Origin of the sequence: Prochlorococcus marinus subsp. pastoris str. CCMP1986, from assembly GCF_000011465.1 — a bacterium.
GTDB lineage: Bacteria > Cyanobacteriota > Cyanobacteriia > PCC-6307 > Cyanobiaceae > Prochlorococcus_A > Prochlorococcus_A pastoris.
This window is the reverse complement of sequence record NC_005072.1, coordinates 602,844-621,030: the sequence shown is the minus strand read 5'-3', so window position 1 is coordinate 621,030 and position 18,187 is coordinate 602,844. Positions and strand designations below refer to the sequence as shown.

The 18,187-nt window shown below is 30.5% G+C and carries 18 protein-coding genes; 9 read left to right on the top strand and 9 right to left on the bottom strand.

Annotated elements, in window-relative coordinates:
• Window positions 1-54 precede the first annotated feature (54 nt).
• Together TX50_RS03450 and TX50_RS03445 are read left to right on the top strand one after the other, a co-directional pair.
• Entirely contained in the window at window positions 55-552 is a 498-nt protein-coding gene (locus tag TX50_RS03450; RefSeq protein ID WP_011132285.1) for a VHS domain-containing protein, read from the top strand.
• Between the two features lies 1 nt (window position 553).
• Window positions 554-940, top strand: coding sequence for a hypothetical protein (locus TX50_RS03445; RefSeq protein ID WP_036930967.1), 387 nt, complete (start codon window positions 554-556; stop codon window positions 938-940).
• Between the two features lies 1 nt (window position 941).
• Here TX50_RS03445 and TX50_RS03440 read toward each other — a convergent pair whose 3' ends face one another.
• Window positions 942-1,415 carry a pentapeptide repeat-containing protein gene (locus tag TX50_RS03440; protein ID WP_011132283.1) on the bottom strand — a complete coding sequence of 158 codons (474 nt, stop codon included), beginning with the start codon at window positions 1,413-1,415 and terminating at the stop codon, window positions 942-944.
• Between the two features lie 108 nt (window positions 1,416-1,523).
• Here TX50_RS03440 and TX50_RS03435 point away from each other — a divergent pair, with 108 nt between their 5' ends.
• Entirely contained in the window at window positions 1,524-3,170 is a 1,647-nt protein-coding gene (locus TX50_RS03435; RefSeq protein WP_011132282.1) for a GMC oxidoreductase, read from the top strand.
• Here the strand turns inward: TX50_RS03435 and TX50_RS03430 are convergent.
• Together TX50_RS03430 and TX50_RS03425 are read right to left on the bottom strand one after the other, a co-directional pair.
• Window positions 3,157-3,414 (bottom strand): DUF2811 domain-containing protein, encoded by a 258-nt coding sequence (locus TX50_RS03430; protein WP_011132281.1) that lies wholly within the window; start codon window positions 3,412-3,414, stop codon window positions 3,157-3,159. The two genes, TX50_RS03435 and TX50_RS03430, sit on opposite strands and share 14 nt — an antisense overlap.
• Window positions 3,415-3,765: 351 nt before the next feature.
• Window positions 3,766-4,908: a sirohydrochlorin chelatase gene (locus tag TX50_RS03425; protein ID WP_225866771.1), complete on the bottom strand. Its 1,143-nt coding sequence runs from the start codon at window positions 4,906-4,908 to the stop codon at window positions 3,766-3,768.
• A 47-nt stretch (window positions 4,909-4,955) separates the two neighbouring features.
• Between TX50_RS03425 and TX50_RS03420 the strand changes: the two genes are divergently transcribed.
• A complete protein-coding gene (locus tag TX50_RS03420; protein WP_011132279.1) occupies window positions 4,956-6,233 on the top strand; it encodes an FAD-binding oxidoreductase in 1,278 nt (425 codons plus the stop codon).
• 31 nt (window positions 6,234-6,264) lie between these two features.
• Entirely contained in the window at window positions 6,265-7,833 is a 1,569-nt protein-coding gene (locus TX50_RS03415) for a SulP family inorganic anion transporter (protein WP_011132278.1), read from the top strand.
• 6 nt (window positions 7,834-7,839) lie between these two features.
• Here the strand turns inward: TX50_RS03415 and TX50_RS03410 are convergent, their stop codons facing one another.
• The 4 genes from TX50_RS03410 to TX50_RS03395 form a co-directional block, all read right to left on the bottom strand.
• Window positions 7,840-8,730 (bottom strand): homoserine O-succinyltransferase, encoded by an 891-nt coding sequence (locus tag TX50_RS03410; RefSeq protein ID WP_011132277.1) that lies wholly within the window; start codon window positions 8,728-8,730, stop codon window positions 7,840-7,842.
• Window positions 8,731-8,744: 14 nt separating this feature from the next.
• Window positions 8,745-10,073 (bottom strand): O-acetylhomoserine aminocarboxypropyltransferase/cysteine synthase family protein, encoded by a 1,329-nt coding sequence (locus TX50_RS03405; protein ID WP_011132276.1) that lies wholly within the window; start codon window positions 10,071-10,073, stop codon window positions 8,745-8,747.
• A 72-nt stretch (window positions 10,074-10,145) separates the two neighbouring features.
• Window positions 10,146-10,805, bottom strand: coding sequence for a hypothetical protein (locus TX50_RS03400; protein WP_011132275.1), 660 nt, complete (start codon window positions 10,803-10,805; stop codon window positions 10,146-10,148).
• 103 nt (window positions 10,806-10,908) lie between these two features.
• Window positions 10,909-12,417 carry a hypothetical protein gene (locus TX50_RS03395; protein WP_036930968.1) on the bottom strand — a complete coding sequence of 503 codons (1,509 nt, stop codon included), beginning with the start codon at window positions 12,415-12,417 and terminating at the stop codon, window positions 10,909-10,911.
• A 169-nt stretch (window positions 12,418-12,586) separates the two neighbouring features.
• On the opposite strand from TX50_RS03395, the gene stpA reads away from it, so the two are divergent.
• Both stpA and arsS read left to right on the top strand, forming a co-directional pair.
• Window positions 12,587-13,798, top strand: coding sequence for a glucosylglycerol 3-phosphatase (stpA, locus tag TX50_RS03390; protein WP_011132273.1), 1,212 nt, complete (start codon window positions 12,587-12,589; stop codon window positions 13,796-13,798).
• Between the two features lie 28 nt (window positions 13,799-13,826).
• Window positions 13,827-14,759, top strand: coding sequence for an arsenosugar biosynthesis radical SAM (seleno)protein ArsS (gene arsS / locus TX50_RS03385; protein WP_011132272.1), 933 nt, complete (start codon window positions 13,827-13,829; stop codon window positions 14,757-14,759).
• Between the two features lie 6 nt (window positions 14,760-14,765).
• On the opposite strand, the gene TX50_RS03380 is transcribed toward arsS, so the two are convergent.
• Window positions 14,766-15,218 (bottom strand): Fur family transcriptional regulator, encoded by a 453-nt coding sequence (locus tag TX50_RS03380; RefSeq protein ID WP_011132271.1) that lies wholly within the window; start codon window positions 15,216-15,218, stop codon window positions 14,766-14,768.
• Window positions 15,219-15,369: 151 nt separating this feature from the next.
• On the opposite strand from TX50_RS03380, the gene TX50_RS03375 reads away from it, so the two are divergent.
• Entirely contained in the window at window positions 15,370-15,927 is a 558-nt protein-coding gene (locus TX50_RS03375) for a hydrolase (protein ID WP_011132270.1), read from the top strand.
• Between the two features lie 73 nt (window positions 15,928-16,000).
• On the top strand, window positions 16,001-17,032 hold the full coding sequence (locus TX50_RS03370) for a mechanosensitive ion channel family protein (protein WP_011132269.1): 1,032 nt from the start codon (window positions 16,001-16,003) through the stop codon (window positions 17,030-17,032).
• Here the strand turns inward: TX50_RS03370 and TX50_RS03365 are convergent.
• Window positions 17,003-18,004 carry an SDR family NAD(P)-dependent oxidoreductase gene (locus tag TX50_RS03365; RefSeq protein ID WP_011132268.1) on the bottom strand — a complete coding sequence of 334 codons (1,002 nt, stop codon included), beginning with the start codon at window positions 18,002-18,004 and terminating at the stop codon, window positions 17,003-17,005. The two genes, TX50_RS03370 and TX50_RS03365, sit on opposite strands and share 30 nt — an antisense overlap.
• Between the last annotated feature and the right edge of the window lie 183 nt (window positions 18,005-18,187).

The window sequence follows — 18,187 nt, the reverse complement described above, 5'->3', positions numbered from 1 at the left end:
ATCTATAGACAATTTAAATAGATTAAACTATTCTTAGATTATAGCTAAGAATTTATGTCCAAGAATTGGTCTTACATTAGAGATGAATGGCTTAAGAGCACAACTATTGCGGAGGATGACGCAAAGTGGGCGTTAGAAGCTTTAATTAATACCGAAGAAGATTTATTTGAAATAGAGAGAAAATTTAAAAACAATCAAGATGCATTAGGACAAGTTAGAAATTTAAAGAAAAAAGTTAAAGAAACTATATCCTCAAAAGAAATAAGCCTCGATGACATTGCTTTAAATACTTCTAATTCAAACAAGGTTCAAATATCCGTTCCTTCAAATCTCAATTATCTTTTAAAAGTTTGGGCAGCTGCAGAAGGCCGCGATCTATCAAGTGTTGCATTTCAGTGTTTAGAAACTGGTCTAAGAGAAATGAAGAGCAAAGGTTCGATTCCATCGATAGCAATTAATCGATATGATTCTGCTTGTCAGAAAAGAATTGCCTTAGCAGAAGTGAATAATTTATTAGAAAAATATGAGATTTCTCAAAACGAACAAAAATAAAATGGTATCAAAAAAATTAAATAAAGAATATCGGAAATTTATTTCATCATCTTTAAATTTAGTACCTCAAAAATCTAAATTTGGAATACTTTATTCTCTTTATTCTGATAGGTTTAATTCAATAGAAGTAGGCTTTGCTGAAAATGATAGAATCCTGAAAAATAAGCTACTGCGTAGCGATTTGATTTTATTAGATAAAAAGAAAGGTAAAAAGCAAGACCTTAGTTTATTAATAAAAACTTTAAATGAATTGGAAATAAGTTTTTCTAGTAAATTAAATTACAGATACTCAAATACTTTAATAAGACATTTATTTACTTTAGGTTGGCCTGTGGGGCGATCACTTTATAAACAGAGAACAATAAAGAAAGAACTTTCATTTGTTTAGTTTAAATATAATCGCATTCCAAAGTTTCTCTAGTTTCTCTATTAGTAAAAGGATTAGTTCCAGAGGCGTCTTTACAAAATTCCCTTAAAACATCCTTTGGCAAGTAGACATTTGTGAAATCTGCTCCTTGAATTTTTACATTTTCAAATTGTGTACTATAAGCAAAAGAATCCTCTAAATTAGTATTTGTTAGATCAGTTCCGTCCAACACTGCGGAGTCTAGAGTAACTTCTCTTAAATTAGAATTACTTAAATTAGTATCCTTTAATTTTGCTCCATATAAGCTTGCATTTTGAAGATCACAATCTGACAAATTTGCATCCTGTAAATCTGTCAAATAGAAAGTTGCACCTTGTAAATCAGATCCCGAAAAATCAGTTCCTAATAATGATTGTTTACCGTAATCTAATGCTGCGAAACAACTCAATGGAAAGATTAAAGTAATCGAGCAAATAATCAATATTATAAATCTCATTTAAATCTAAAAATGTTTAAATAAATTCTAACTTCTTAAGTTGAAAACAAGAAATATATATTTAACTGAATGCTATATTTGTTGATATGAAAAATATAAAAGTAGATTTTGGATATAAATCCTTTTGATGCAATCGTAGTAGGTTCAGGAGCAACAGGAGGAGTAGCTGCACTTACTTTGGCCGAACAAGGAATTAGAGTTCTAGTAATAGAAGCAGGACCTCAAATTAAAAGAAATGAGGCCAGTAGTAATGAGCCGAAAGATACCTTAAACAGATTTTCGGGAATAATCTCAAAGAAACATGCTAATCAAAGTAAACATCCTGGTTATTGGAAAAATAACCCTGATTTATATTCAAATGAATTAAATCATCCTTATAGCCAATCAAAAGAGAAGCCATTCCTTTGGACTCAAGGGAAGCAATTTGGAGGTAGATCATTAACTTGGGGAGGTATTACCTTGAGATTTTCTCCAGATGATTTTCACCCATCAAAAAAAGATGGGTACGGACCAGATTGGCCTATAACCTACGATGAATTGTCGCCTCATTATGATTTTATTGAGAAGTTTTGTGGAATTTATGGACAAAAAGATAACATTGAAGAAGTTCCAGATGGGAAATATATTGGTGAAATACCTCTCACAAGTAATGAAAGTATTTTTGGGAATCAAGTTAAATTAAAATTAAACTACCCATTTATTCAATCTAGAGGATTTGACCGTAACTCCTCAGTTAAAGAAGACCAATGGCCAAGATCTTCAAGTGTCGGGACCACCTTTAAAAAAGCCATAAGCACCGGAAATGTTCAAATACTTTCTAATCACCTCGTAGAATCATTCGAAACAGACAAAATAACTGAGCTGGCTACAAAAATAATCATTGTAAATCTAGTAAATGGTAAAAGAATATCATTAAATTGCGATTTAATTATTCTATGTGCATCCACAATATCAACACTTAGAATTCTACTTAACTCGGAATCCAAATCAAATTCTTCAGGTTTTAAAGATATCTCCGGCAAGTTAGGAAAATATTTGATGGATCATATTTCTATCTGTAGGTTTTTTTCAATTCCTAATAAAATTCAGAAAAAAAATAATTTTAATTCTAATTCTTATCCTGACCTATCGGGCGCAGGGAGTTTTTTCATACCCTTCGGGTCAAACTTACCTAAACCTGAAAGTATTAACTTTTTAAGAGGCTATGGAATTTGGGGAGCAATTGATAGGCTTGGAATTCCTAAGTTTTTACAAAAAGAATTAAATTCTTCTACGGGGTTTCTAATCGCCCATGGTGAGGTCCTACCAAGAAAAGAAAATTCAGTAACTCTCTCTAAGAGAACAGATAGCTGGGGGATTCCAATCCCTCATATTGAATTCAAATGGAGTGAAAACGAATTAAATATGGCTAAACATATGGAAAGTACGATAAGAGATTCAATAAAAGCGGCAGATGGAAAAATCAGAAGAATGGATGAGCTCATAAATATCCCATATATAGGGTTATTTACAGAAAAATCTATTGCACTGTCAGGAAGTCCACCACCACCAGGATATTATATTCATGAAGTAGGGGGAGCAGCTATGGGATTTAGTGAGGAAGAAAGTGTCGTCAATAAATCAAATCAGCTATGGAGATGCAAAAATGTCCTTGTACTAGATGGTGCATGTTGGCCAACTTCTTCATGGCAAAGTCCCACCCTGACGATGATGGCCATAAGCAGAAGAGCTTGTTTAAATATTAAAAAGAATTAGAAGGTCTAAAAAGTTGATTTATATAAATCTCTGAAACTGAACTATCAGTACATCCATTTTGGACAAGAAAAGTAGCTAAAGCAGAATTTATAAGTTTGTATTGATCCCAAGTAGGATTATGTAAAACAAAATCTTTCATAGTTTCATAAAGACTTTCTGAAAGCTCAGTTTCTAAAGAAACTTTTGATGGGAAAGAATTATCAAATTTTACTTCAATGTTATTTTCTTGATTTATTTGATTCATAAATACAAACTTCGTATACAAATATAATTGTCTATTTTTTTTTAAAAGTCAAAAATATATTTTTATCACTTCTACACCATTATCAAATGAGACTCATGTTATAAATTAGATTCAACAAAAACGGTTTTCCAAAGGGGTAAATTGAAAAAAGGTTTAAGAAAAGTCAATAATAATGTTGAAGTGCTGTTATTTTCGAGATAAGGCTTTATACCTAATTTCATGTGGATATGGACGTGGAAAACTTATTACTAACTGTGGAAAATATAGCCCAAAATACATTTCCAAATATCTATTAGGAATACTTATATATGATTAGTCTATTGAGACCAAATTAAGAAAGAGACGGTTGATTCAGTCTTTTTCAACTGAATTTCTTAAGATTTGATCATCACTAAGCAAGCGAAGCGTAACAGGGCCCAAGGGATGTTTTGAATTTGGATAAATACTATGATGATGGTGATGGTGCTCACCATGTTTATGATGATGTTCATCATTATTTTTTTCTACTAAAGGTACTGAGTGATCATCAACATCACTCAAGCTTTGGTTATTAGTTTCACATGCCCCGTTACATTCAGAATCACACAAATCACAACTAAGTCCTATGCCCTCAACATGATCATGATGACTTTCTTGTACTAAACCAACTTCTTTTTCAAAACCAAATAAGTTCGATCTATATTTGCACAAGGAACAATTCATAAAATTGTTGCTCTCGTCATTAAAAATTTCTTCAATCCTTTCTACAAATGTTTGAACAACATATTTATGAGATGAAAGATATTTTGCCTCATGGAATTCAACATGTGGATTATCAAGCGCCACTATATCGCTTTGCCTTTTTATTCTTGTTACCAGTACCCCTGAAAAAAGAAAGTAAGGAAAAATAATTATGTTTTTATAACCAAGTCTTACAACATTCCGCAACCCAGGTTCTACTAATGGAAATGTTACCCCAGAGAATACAGTTTCTCCCCAGCCCAAACCAACTCCTTCAACAACCATTCTTGTAATTTTAGATACATTAGAATTTGCATCAGGATCAGAAGAACCTCTTCCAACAACAACTAATAATGATTCTTCAGGAATAAGAGAGTTATTTTTTTTGAACACTTCTTTAACTCTCTCGCAAGCTGCACTAATCATTAAATTATTAATTCCTAATTCTCTTCCATAAATTATTTCTATATCTGTTTTCTTCGCATAATTCATAAGCAAACTTGGTATATCATTTTTAACGTGCCCAGCAGCAAAAAGCATAGCCGGTATAGCTATTACTTTTTTAATAGAACTATTTCTTAATTTATCCAAAGCATCAGTAAGAGATGGCTTTGCAAATTCCAAAAAACCAAATTCAACTAATATTGATGGGAATTTCTTTTGTATAAGCCTAGTTAATTCCTGAAATTCTGTAATAGCTAATTTATTTCTACTCCCATGACCACAAATGAGTATGCCAATTTGCTTATTTAAGTTCGAATCAAAAGTATCCAATTGTAAGGAATAACTAATAACATAATAGTAAAGAAGAATATTTAGTAGTGAAAAAAAATAATAATTTACTTGAAGTTCCAAATATTAATTCCAGTGATGCACACGTTAAAAACCTAATTTATAAAATAGATGATTTATTTAATAGCCATTACAAATCATCCCAAAAATCAGAATATCTTTGTGTTTGCAGCGGGGGTACTACATCAAGCTGCGCTAGAAATGGTTTAATTACTCTTGATTTAAGAAAAGAATATAACCAAATTCATCTTGAGAAAGAAAAGAATCTAATAAAAATTGGAGGTGGGGTGATTATGAAGGATCTTATGAATTATTTAGAAAAACATAATAAGACCTTCCCAACAGGCCTATCAAAACTGCCCGGAGCAGGTTACATATTAACCGGAGGAATAAGTCCGATGAGTCGAAGATATGGATTAGCTATTGATAATATTGAGTCTATAAAAGGATACTTAGGGAACGGAAATTTTATATCATTAGAGCAAAACAGTCTGGATTCCTCCCAAAAACTATTATGGGAAGGGCTTAAAGGTGCTGCTCCCTTTCTCGCAATAATTACTGAAATTGGTCTTAAAACATTCCAATCTCACCCTATACAAATTATTGAAGGATTTGTAGATGATAATGAACTCTCAAAGATTATTAATTTGGCTGAGGGATTCCCAGAGAATTTAAGCCTACAATGGATTTATGCCGAAGATATATATATTTATATCTTCGCGGAGATAAAAAATGACTCAGATAACAAAATCACCAAAAACTATTTAAAAAAACTTGAAAAATTTAATTCTCTCAAAATAAAAAGTTACGAGAACTATAATCAGGTAAATTTTTTTCCAAAAGAATTAGATCTATTCGAATTAAATAAGAATAACCATTCAGAAGTAATAAGCCTTCTTGGAGGAGATTTAAAAGATAATGTTCAAATTTTTGTTAAATGTATGAACGAAATAATTAGAGACAAACCAAATAAATCTTGTTATGTTGCCTCACAACAGCTTGGAGGAAAGACAAAAGAATTAAACCATAAATCAAGTTTCTTTATTCATCGGGCAAGCACTTGGAAACCTTGGATCTATGCCGCATGGAAAAAAGGTGATCCTAAAGAAAAGGAAATTGTTTTGAAGTGGATGAATGAATCTTGGAAGAAACTAAAAATATTTTTCCCAAACATACATCTAGCTCAGATTCATAATCATTTAAATTCTCACGAAGAAGAAGTCTATTTATCTTTTGGAGAAAGACTTAGTGAATTAAAAACTTTAAAGAATATTTGTGATCCAGAAAGTATTTTGCCTCCTCTATAAGGTAACTTTTTAAGTATAAGAAGAAATTAAAATGTCAAATTTCACCAAATATTTATCTAAAAATTGGTTAGACGATCCAAAATCTAATATTCTTTCGGGATTAGTAGTGGCTTTTGCAATGATTCCTGAAGCGATTGCTTTTTCAGGAATTGCTGGGGTTGATCCTAAAGTTGGACTTTATGGCGCATTCTGCTTATCTATAACAATTGCGATTCTTGGTGGCAGAAGGGGAATGATTACTTCCGCGACAGGATCAACAGCTCTCCTAATGACTGGGGTTGTTGCTATTGGAGAAGCTCAGGCCCCTGGAACAAATCTTGGTCTTTCCTATTTAATAGCAGCAGGATTATTAACAGGTGTTTTTCAAATACTCTGGGGATATCTAAGGCTGGCTTATCAAATGAGGTTTGTACCGACAGGTGTATTAAGCGGATTTGTAAATGCTCTTGCTTTATTAATATTTCAAGCTCAATTCCTTCAACTAGGAATTGGCATTAATGAAGGGAAACTATTAGAAAATGAACTTTCAAAATATCCAACAAATAGTCAAATACCTACCGTTTGGATTCTTGTAATTTTAGGATTAATTGTTATTTACGGATTTCCCAAAATAACAAAAGTAATTCCTTCTCAATTAGTAGCAATTGTTTTGCTTACTTTAATAAGTGTATTTTTTAAATTAGAAATCCCTACCGTAAGTGATTTAGGGACATTACCAAATGGATTCCCTAGTCTCTCCTTACCATTTGGTGAATTAGCGAATGGGAAAGTACCATTCAACCTTTCAACTTTGGGTGTGATATTGCCAACATCCTTAGCGATATCGCTGGTTGGTTTAATGGAAACATTCTTAACTCAAGATATTTTAGATGATGCCACAGACACAAGTTCCAACAAAAATAAAGAAGCAAGGGGACAAGGTATAGCTAATATAATATCCTCTTTATTTGGAGGCATGGCAGGCTGTGCGTTAGTAGGGCAATCAGTTATGAATAATGAGAATGGAGGTAAATCTAGGTTATCAACCTTAATTTCAGGATTATCATTATTATTAATGATCATCCTTCTAAAGCCTTGGATAGGGGCCATACCCATGGCCGCCTTAGTAGCAATAATGATAACAATTGCAATAAGCACTGCTGATTTAACTGGTTTGAAGAATATTAGAAAGATACCAAAAAGTGATACCGCAGTAATGCTTATGACTTTTGCGGTTACGATGCTTACAAAACCACATAATCTTGCCCTAGGTGTTATTGCAGGAGTTGGTTTAGCTGCAATACTTTTTAGCAGGAAAGTTGCAAAAGTAATAACGGTTTCAAGAGTTAAAGGTAAAAACCAAATAACTTACAAAGTTGAAGGTCAATTGTTTTTTGTCAGTAAAATATATTTTCTACAAGGATTCGATATTCATGAGCATCCAAAAGATATTTTAATTGACATGTCTTTAGCTCATATTTGGGATCAGAGCGGGGTTGTTGCTTTAGATCAAATTATTAGAAAATTCAAAAATAGCGGCTCAAAAGTTGAAATTATTGGTTTAAATAAAGAAAGCTTGAACTTATTTGAAAGACTAGGAGGTCTTGAAACCTCTCACTAATTAAATTCAACTGAGACTAACTTGCTGATAACAAAACCATAGCCATTGCTGGAAAAGGAGATTCCGATGGGATCTCCAAGATGTATTTGAAGAATTAATATCAAAATTCTCAGGAGGAGGTACATCTCCCTTTTCTTTATCTCTGTTAATTTCGCTAATTATTCTATGCACTGTATATTCAGGATGACCTAAGTGCATGAGTTGTTTTTGATCTTTTGTTTCAAATATTGTGTAACCAACATCCTTGCCATATGCGAGCAAATTTAATTTCCCTTCTTTTTGAGCTTCTTCCATTTCAAGATCAGGTAACCCTGCAAATCTACTTTGAGGACAAATAAACTCATCATCTTGCGTACCCATTAAAGGATGACCAGGGGCAAGACTCTTTAATGGAAATACCCCGAATAATTTCTTATCAAATACTGTTTTATTAACACCTGCCAAATAAGCAAGTGCGAATCCTGCCCAGCACAACCCAAGGGTACTTGCACAAGAATTTCTTGCTTCATTAGTAATATTTACGAATTCATCCCAATATTTAACTTCTTCAAAAGCTAAATGCTCAACAGGTGCTCCGGTAATAATTACTCCATCTAATGGTTCTGGATCATTTGCCTCCTCCCATGTTGTATAAAGATTATTTAAATGGTTAAGATCCCATGTTTTATATGAATGAGTTTTTAACTTTATCCAAACAGGCTCAATTTGAAGAGGGGATAAACCAAGAGGATGTAATAAATTAAATTCATATTGCTTACCAAGAGGCATGATATTTAAAATACCAATCCTTAATGGTCGTATATCCTGTCTTTCAGCCAAATCGGGTTCAATCCAAGAAATATGATTTTTCTCTACATCACTAATCTTGTGATAATTACTAGGTATTATTAAAGCCAAAGAATCTCCATTATTTAAGAAATTTTTGAAAGTGCCTGCTCAAAATCTGCTTTTATATCATCAATATGCTCTATCCCAACAGATACTCTTACCATTGTTGGAGTAACGCCTGCTGATAATTGTTCTTCCTCAGATAATTGCTGGTGTGTTGTGGAAGCAGGGTGAATAACTAAAGTTTTGGAGTCTCCCACATTAGCAAGATGACTAGCTAATTCCAAAGAATCAATAAATTTAACCGCATTTTCATATCCGCCATTTAAAGAGAACATAAGCATACATCCCATACCTCTGCCAGTAGTATATTTTTTAGCTCTTGAGTAATAAGGATCAGATTCTAAACCAGGAAAATTAACACTTGTAACTTGAGGATTAGAATCTAACCATTTTGCTAACTCAAGAGCGTTAGAAGTTTGTCTTTCTATTCTCAAACTTAAGGTTTCTAAACCTTGTAATAATAAAAAAGAATTAAAAGGACTTTGCGCTGGGCCCCAATCTCTTAGACACTCCAACCTAGCTCTTAAAGCAAAGGCTATATTCCTATTATCAGGGACACCTAAAGATTTACATATATCACTCCCAAATCCAAACGCATCCCAATGTACTAAACCGTGATACGCATCACTTGGTTCACTCATAAGTGGGAATTTTCCGTTTCCCCAATCAAAAGTTCCTGCATCAACAATTACTCCACCAATACTAGTTCCATGCCCTCCTATCCATTTAGTTGCACTTTCTACAACAATATCGGCACCAAAATCAATTGGTTTAATTAGAGCTCCTCCCGCCCCAAGAGTATTGTCAACAATTAAAGGAATTCCATTTTCCTTAGCTAAATTAGAAAGACCCTCAAAATCTGGGATGTTGAATCTAGGATTTCCCATTGATTCAACATAGATTGCTTTAGTTTTATCATCTATTTTGTCTTTAAAACTATCAATGCTATCTCCTTCAGCAAATTTAACTTCTATTCCTAATCTAGGAAATTGAACTTTAAATTGATTATAAGTTCCTCCATATAAGAAGGATGTTGAGACAAAATTGTCTCCTGCTTTCATACAATTTACTATTGCCAGAAATTGAGCAGCTTGACCTGATGAAGTTGCTAATGCAGCCATACCCCCTTCTAAAGCTGCCATCCTCTTTTCAAAGACATCAGTCGTAGGGTTCATGAGTCTTGTATAGATATTTCCAAATTCTTTTAATCCAAAAAGATTTGCTCCATGCTCAGCGTTATCAAAAACATAAGAACTTGTCTGATAAATAGGGACAGCTCTAGAGTTAGTAGTTGGATCAGGCTCTTGTCCTGCATGTAACTGAAGAGTCTCGAACTTTTGGTTACTCAAAATTTTTAAATAATTCCTATTATCTATTTAACTTAAAAACTTCCTAAAAATAAATATAAAGAAGATAAATCTTTATAAATCCTCTCTTAATGATGGATAATTTCCCCTCATAAATGATTTTAAATCTTCATTTATTTCAGATCTCAAATCTTCTACATTATTAATATCAACAATAGGGAAATTTTTGTTTGCTTCAGGATCTTTTTCAATAATAGATTTCCAGCTTTTAATCACATCTTTCTCAGATTTATTAAATATATTAATGAAATCAAAAGGCACGTTATTATTTTTAGCATCGTATTCTTTAAAAGCTTTTTCAATAATTTGTTTTCTATTAACAAACAAATTTTTAGCCTTCAAAGTATCTGGTAATCCCATTACTGGTTGTAGCTCTTTAAGAAGTTTCAACTCCTCTTGAATCAAAAGAGTCCAAACACTTACTTGTTTTTTGGGCACGTTAGATTCACTAAAAATTTTAATTTCTTCAAGATAGAAATTTAACCATAAATAATAAGATTTCTCTTCAATAGATTTTTTAACAGATGCTTTTTTGTTTTGAATTTTAGGAAGTAACTTCTCTGCTTTTTTCAAAAATTGTCTGTCTTCTCTTTCAAGATTTATCAATCCCCATCTTTGACTATAGTCCCATAAATCCTCATACCTTGTTAAATCTTCTTGGTTCCAACCAAGAGCTTTGAGTTCAGGAGAGCGGTGCGATAATTCTTTATTCAAAAAAAACCTACTTTAACTTAATAAGTCTAACTCTCAAATTAGGATAAGTAAATAATAGAAAAGAGCAACTCAATTGATTTAGATAAATTTAGTAAGTATTGTACTAATTAGTAAAGTATTTATTTATTATATTTATTGCTTTAATGTAATTTGGATTTTTTTTAGAAGATAATTTTTCGTATAATTTTTTTTCAAAATTCATTTTATTATTATTTGAAATTAATTTCTCATAAAATAATTTTTTATTATCAAAAATATCCATTCCTTGAAGTTTATAATTTAGTTCTAAACATAAATTAGGCTTTACAGATTCCTGACAAAAATTAGTTATTGCATCTGAATTAATTAATACTTCATAAATATCTTTTTTTTCTTCAGCTTCTGCATTAAAGCATAAATAAATTAGATTAATCATCGAGCAATTATTATTTTTAATATTAAATTCCCTGTAAATTTTGGGCCAATATATTAGCGATTTCAATCCCTCAAGGCCTCCTTGACCTAAGCTAAATTTTTCACACCAATTAATAAATTCACCGACATCATTAGGACATCTCTTAAGTCTTAAAAGCATATCTGATAAAACTTGTCCTGCCTGAAAATTCCTTGTTGGATTTCCCTCTATTGGCAACGACATGCTCCCTAAAACATCAGCTTTAACAGCATTTAGTTGAGAAAAAGTATAATCAGCTGATTCAACATATTTGTTACCAAGATTTTCTTTAGAGATAATAATATCTTCACCATATCCAAGTTCTTTTAATGAAAAATTTACGTTTTGAAATTTATTTTCTTTTCTAACTTTTAAAGAAACAGTGGCTGCTTGATCCAAGCACTGAGTTAATAAAACAGTATTAATTGTGGGCAACATTCCAGGCTTTTCTGAATGAAAGTTAGTGACAAACCCTGCGAATATTGAAGAAATATTTTTTATGGACTTAATGTACTGGCATTCAATATTATGAACTCCAGGGGATACTTGAATATTTGGAGACAATTGATTTAAAATTCTTGCACCAATTAGAGCTGTTAATGAGTCAGGATGACAAAAATTAGCGGTAAAACTATCTTTAGGGTTTCGTAATGCACCATGACGATGAAAGCCTGTAAAGAAAGCTAAATCAGGATATTGATTACATAAAATGTATGGTTTTTTATCTCCATCATCAAAACAAAAAGAGCCCACAAGACATGCAAGAACTACATTCTCACGATTTAAAGATTTTCTTAATTCTATGGCATAACGAATATCATTTTGTATGTGATTACTATTTGAAGCTAGAATAACGATATTACATTTTAAAAGAAGATCTTCGAGTGTATTGATCTTACTTTTGCCCTCAAAAAAGTAATTTCCCATACCTTCTACTTTTTCTATTATTTTGTGTTCCATATTAGAAAGAACATCTTTAGAAAAAGCACCTAATAAATCTCTTCCAGGTCTTGGAGCTAAAAGAATATTATTTGACTCAGAATGCATTGCACAGTTATATGCTAATGATGCTGGATATAACCCAACACTATAGAATCCCACTTTGCAGCTTTCAATGTCTTCTAACAATGAATAAAAAGATTCTTTGTTATTAAACTGCCTAAAAAAACTATTATTCATTTTGTACTTTTTATCCATAAATCATCTTAATATTTTTTATAAATAGCATTTTTATACATTAAACCAATTTATTGCCATCGCAAATCGTTTTAATATAAATATTGAATTTTATATTTTCAAGTTCAAGCTTTATTATGGATTCAAAAGAGAGGGAATTTTTAAAATAGAAATGGAAAACATTAATTTAGATTTTGAAGAAATAATAATTAATTCTAAAAATATCTTATTTATTCAAGATATAGATGGAGTATGTATTCCATTGGTAAAAGACCCAATGACTAGAAAACTGGAATCGAAATTCATATTTGCCGTTAAAAATTTAGAAAAAGAATTTTATGTTTTAACGTGCGGAGAACATGAAGGTCCAAGAGGGGTTAACAGAATAGTTGAAAGGAGCTTAATAGGTATTGATCAGCCAAAAGAAAAAGGCCTTTATTTAAGAGGTTTAGCTGCATGCGGGGTGGAATATCAAGATAATAATGGGAATATAAGTTTTGAGGGAGTATCAAAAGAAGAGGTCGATTTCTTAGCCAAAGTTCCAGACTTAATGAGGCCTAGCTTTGAACAAATAGTAAAGAAAATTTTTCCTAATCTCGTTCAAGAAGAAATAAATTCTCATGCTTCAAAATCAATATGTAAAACAAGGTTCTCTCCAACAATAAACTTTAATAGCCTTTTCGATTTAGTAAAAGATGATTCTGAAAAAAGAAAAATTATTCAAAAGAGCTTTGAAGATATGATGAATGAAATTATTTACAAAGCCAAAACTCAAGGACTTGAAAACTCATTTTTTCTTCACATATCTCCAAATCTAGGGAGCAAAAATGGAAATGAAATAATAAAACTTTCTAGTAAAAATGATATTGGATCAACTGACATACAGTTACTTATTAAAGGTGCAGTCAAAGACTCTGGGGTTCTCTTTTTATTAAATAAATTTATTTATGATTCTACTGGCATAGCTCCATTTGGTAGAAACTTTAATTTTAAAGACTCTCCTAAATCGTTAATAGAAAAAGTGAATTTCTGCAAAAAACATATTAAACCCGAAGATATGCCAACAATTATTGGGATTGGTGACACAGTTACATCCCAAAAAATTCCAAATAATGGTTACTCAAGAGGTGGAAGTGATCGATCTTTCTTAGAATTTATACAATTACTAGGACAAGAGTTTGAGAGTAATAATAAAATAATTTTCGTTGATAGTAGTTCAGGAGAAGTTTATAGACCTTCTACAAAAATATCTGGTCTAAAAGGAATAAGTGATGATGATGACAACTTAAAGTTCGATATGATTTTTCAGAATGGTCCTAAGGAATATTTAGATTGGTTTATTAAATTTGCAAAAAATAGATCAAAATTAAAAACTAATATTTAATTATACTGTAATTAAAACTTCCCACATCATGATAGATAGTTTTCCCTTAATAAAGAAAGAACATATTGAAACACTCCAGATAAATATTGGCCTTAAATGTAATCAGGCTTGTAAACATTGCCATGTAAATTCAAGTCCATTACGTAGCGAAAAGATGTCTTATGAAATAATTTCACTCATTCCAAAAGTAATAGAAAAATATAAAATTAAAACTTTAGATATTACCGGGGGGGCTCCGGAAATGCATCCTGAATTTAGAAATTTAATTACTACTTTAAGTGATAAAAATATTGATATTATTGATAGATGTAATTTAACAATTTTCTTTGAAGATGGATTCGAAGACTTACCCCAGTTTCTTGCTAAGAATAACGTAATAGTAACAGCATCACTCCCGTGCTATGAAAAGGATAATGTAGAATTACAAAGGGGTTATGGAGTCTTTGATAAAAGTATTAATGCTTTAAAAATACTTAATGACTTAGGATATGGGAAACAAAAAGATGGACTTCAATTAAATCTAGTTTATAATCCCGTAAATCCTATCCTTCCTCCATCACAAGTAATCCTAAAAGAAGACTATAAAAGAATACTTTTTGAAAAGTACAATATTTCATTTAATAATCTTTATACAATAACCAATATGCCAATTAATAGATACGCAGACTCTCTTAATAGCGAAAACAAACTTGATTCATATTACAAATTACTTAAAGAAAATTTTAATAAAAATAATTTAGAAAAACTTATGTGTAAAAAAACGATAAGTGTTAATTGGCAAGGGCAAATCTATGATTGTGACTTTAATCAGCAAATAAATTTAAAAGGAAATAAAGGACCAAAGACACTTTCTGATTTAATGAGCAAATCATTTAAATTTGATTATGGAGTAGCTGTTAAGGAACATTGCTTTGCTTGCACAGCAGGGGCTGGATCAAGCTGTGGAGGAACTTTAACTTAGTTTCTGCTAAATACAATTAGGACATATAGCTCTAACATTTAAAGAAGATTCAATAAGTGTAAAACCATTAACTTTAGCGGCGACTTTTCCGGCCTTCAATACTTCATCACTTTCAAATTCTTCAGTTCTTCCACATCTAATACAAATCAAGTGATGATGATCTGCTGTTTCATTACTTAATAATTCATATCGATGACCGCCTTCACTAATCTCCAATTCATGTAACAACCCCATCTGAACGAGAAGTCTCAAAGTTCTATATATTGTTGCGAGGGAAACTTTGGAACTAGATTTAATTAATTTTGCATGAACTTCTTCCGCACTTAAATGATTACCTGCTCCAATATTCTCAAATAAATTTAAAACTTTAAGTCTTTGGGGAGTTAATCTCTTACCATCTTTATGCAAGCCATCTCCTAAAGGAGATGTAATAACTTGATATTGAGAAGAAAAGGACAATTAAAAAGCAATATTTATTCTCAATAATAACTCTTGATGAGAGTAAATCAACTTTTAACTAATAAATATTTACTAAAGTTCCTCAAAAAGATTAAATTAAAAACATATCTGTATTTAAGGTATATCTTTAAATATTGTAGAAAAGAAATTAATGACTCATTCTTCTAAAAGCGAATTACCAATCAAAAACGCTTTACTATTAGTAGATGTTCAGGAAAAGATTATATCCCGAATTACTAACAAAGATTCAATAATCAAAAATATTCAAAAGCTATTAAGCGCTTACCAAATCCTGGATGAGAACATATTTGTCTCAGAACAAAACCCTCTAAAACTGGGCAAAACAATCCCAAAGTTATTACCCAAAGTAGGTTTTACTAATATTCAAAAAATGGATTTTAGCTTAGCTACTAGTAAAGTTCTTTTTGAGGAACTTCATGATAAAAAGATTAGTAATTTGATAATTTGCGGATTTGAAACACACATTTGTATTCAACAAAGTGTCCTAGAATTTTTAAAAAAGGGATATGAAGTACTAATCATATCTGACGCAATGGGAAGCAGAAATAATTCAGATCACGAAATAGCACTACAAAGAATGCTTCATAAAGGAGCAATTATTACTACAACCGAATCAATAATTTTCGAAATTTGTAAAACCTCAGATAGAAAAGAATTCAAAGAAATTAGTAATATCATCAAAAGTTAAAGGTAATTAAGACTGGTTTATTTTTAGAGATAATTTAAACTTTAAATATTAGTTATTTAAGGATTTATTAGATATGAAATTATTTACGGAAAACTTGTTTTTTGCAATTTCTATATTTTTTATTGGAATAATATTATCAATAATAATATCTAAAATTTCAAAGATTATTTTTAAAAGGATTTCTAAAAGAACAAAAACAAATTTTGATGATTTTATTTTTGAAACACTTACTGGAATTATAAAACCAATAGGTTTTCTTCTCTCAGCCTATTTCGCAATTGATTATTTTTTCATTGATGAAATAACTTTTATATCTGTACTATTAAATATTCAAAAATTATTTATATTAATAATTATCATTAAAGCTTTAAATAAAGTATTAATAAGATCGCTAACAGAATCTACAGCAAAAATTGATGACTCTTCGATTAGTTCAATGATCTCATCATTAACACCTTTAATTAAGGCTTTTACTTGGACCATAGGTTCAATATTTTTCTTACAAAATATAGGAGTACAAATGACCGCAATTTGGGCTTTGCTTAGCGCAGGTGGAATCGGGGCAGGTTTAGCATTAAAAGATCCAGTGCAAGAATTTTTTGAATACATTACAATTTTACTTGATAAACCTTTTCAAAAAGGCGAATTTATAAAGTCAGATAGCGTATTAGGAATGGTAGAAAGAGTAGGGGTAAGATCTTCAAGAATAAGAAGTATTAACGGAGAAGTAATAGTTATGAGTAATAGTGCATTAACTAATGGGATCATTTCAAATTATGCTCAGATGAAGAAAAGGAGACTAGTCCATAAATTAGGAGTTGTTTATGAAACTTCTCCATCCCTGATGAAAATGATTCCAAAAATAATAAAAAAAATCATTGAAGAAACTAAAGATGCTTCTTTTGATAGATGTCACTTTACAGATTTTGGAGACTTCAGTCTTAATTTTGAACTAGTTTATTACATCCCAACCAATAATTATTTAGCTGCTATGGAAGCACAACAAAGTATCAACTTAAGAATTATTGAAGAATTTTCTTTAAATAAAATAGAATTTGCATTCCCAACTCAAACATTAAATATTGAAAGAAACGAATCCAAATGATCGGCATAATTCCTCACTAAAACTCCAAAGTCTTGAAGCAAGTTCTTTTTTACTAGCTTCCTCACTTACTTCACTTTTAAGTAATTTATGTTTTTTATAAAAGACAAGCTTATTGCTTAAATGTAAGTACTTAATATTATTGAAATCATTATCAAAAACGATATCAGAAAGCAACTTCCCTGCATTTTCTACATTTTCAGAAATACCTAAAATATTTTTTGCAATAATTGAAAAAACAATATATCCAAAGAAATTAAATTTGGTACTATATCTGAAAAAACCCAAATCTTCATTAGGAATTACAAGACCAGGAGCCCAAGAAATAACAGTTATTTTACTAGATTTAATTTGTAATCTTTTTGAAAGTTCCTTAGCAAATAAAACATTACATAATTTACTATTTTTATAAGCCTTATCAGAATTAAAATTTGTATATTTTCCTGAAATTTCCTCTTTAAAGTTTATTAAATTATTTAAACCTGCTTTCTCTCCAACATTTCCTCCTGAACTCTTTGGATCATGAACATCTGATGATGTAATAATTATCCTAGATTCTTTTTTACTATTTATTAATTCTATAAGAATATTAACCAAATAGAAATGTGCGAGATGATTAACAGCGAAAGTTAATTCAATTCCCTGTTTTGAGACTTTAGGATAAAAAGATCCAGTATATTGTAAGCCTGCATTTAAAATAACTACATCTAAAGAAACATTTTTTCTGATTAAAAAATCTCTTACTTTATAAATATTTTCCAAATCAGATAAATCAATATTATCAATTAGATTTAAATGTTTTTCTATATATTTTTTATCAAAATACTTTATTAGTTTTAATAAAAATTCTTCTTTTCTTGATATTGATCTAATTGGAATATATAGATTATTTTGAGTTTTCAACAAATTAATTGTTGTAAAAAAACCAATCCCGGAGTTACCTCCTGTTATTAAGATATTTTTATCTTTTATCATATCTATTAAACAATCAATTATTTATAGTAAGAAAATTATATATTATTTTTTCTTTTAATTTCTTATAAATTATTGTTAAAACACTCAAAACAAAAGGACTAGTTATAGAGTCTCTTGCTTATTATTAAATTTATTCTCTTTGTAAAATTTTTGAATGAATTATAAAAATGAAGTTTTAGATAT

Coding starts and splice junctions, on each gene's coding strand:
- TX50_RS03450 (WP_011132285.1), top strand. CDS start 55: ATGTCCAAGAATTGGTCTTACATTAGAGATGAATGGCTTAAGAGCACA.
- TX50_RS03445 (WP_036930967.1), top strand. CDS start 554: ATGGTATCAAAAAAATTAAATAAAGAATATCGGAAATTTATTTCATCA.
- TX50_RS03440 (WP_011132283.1), bottom strand. CDS start 1,415: ATGAGATTTATAATATTGATTATTTGCTCGATTACTTTAATCTTTCCA.
- TX50_RS03430 (WP_011132281.1), bottom strand. CDS start 3,414: ATGAATCAAATAAATCAAGAAAATAACATTGAAGTAAAATTTGATAAT.
- TX50_RS03415 (WP_011132278.1), top strand. CDS start 6,265: ATGTCAAATTTCACCAAATATTTATCTAAAAATTGGTTAGACGATCCA.
- TX50_RS03395 (WP_036930968.1), bottom strand. CDS start 12,417: ATGAATAATAGTTTTTTTAGGCAGTTTAATAACAAAGAATCTTTTTAT.
- stpA (WP_011132273.1), top strand. CDS start 12,587: ATGGAAAACATTAATTTAGATTTTGAAGAAATAATAATTAATTCTAAA.
- arsS (WP_011132272.1), top strand. CDS start 13,827: ATGATAGATAGTTTTCCCTTAATAAAGAAAGAACATATTGAAACACTC.
- TX50_RS03375 (WP_011132270.1), top strand. CDS start 15,370: ATGACTCATTCTTCTAAAAGCGAATTACCAATCAAAAACGCTTTACTA.
- TX50_RS03370 (WP_011132269.1), top strand. CDS start 16,001: ATGAAATTATTTACGGAAAACTTGTTTTTTGCAATTTCTATATTTTTT.
- TX50_RS03365 (WP_011132268.1), bottom strand. CDS start 18,004: ATGATAAAAGATAAAAATATCTTAATAACAGGAGGTAACTCCGGGATT.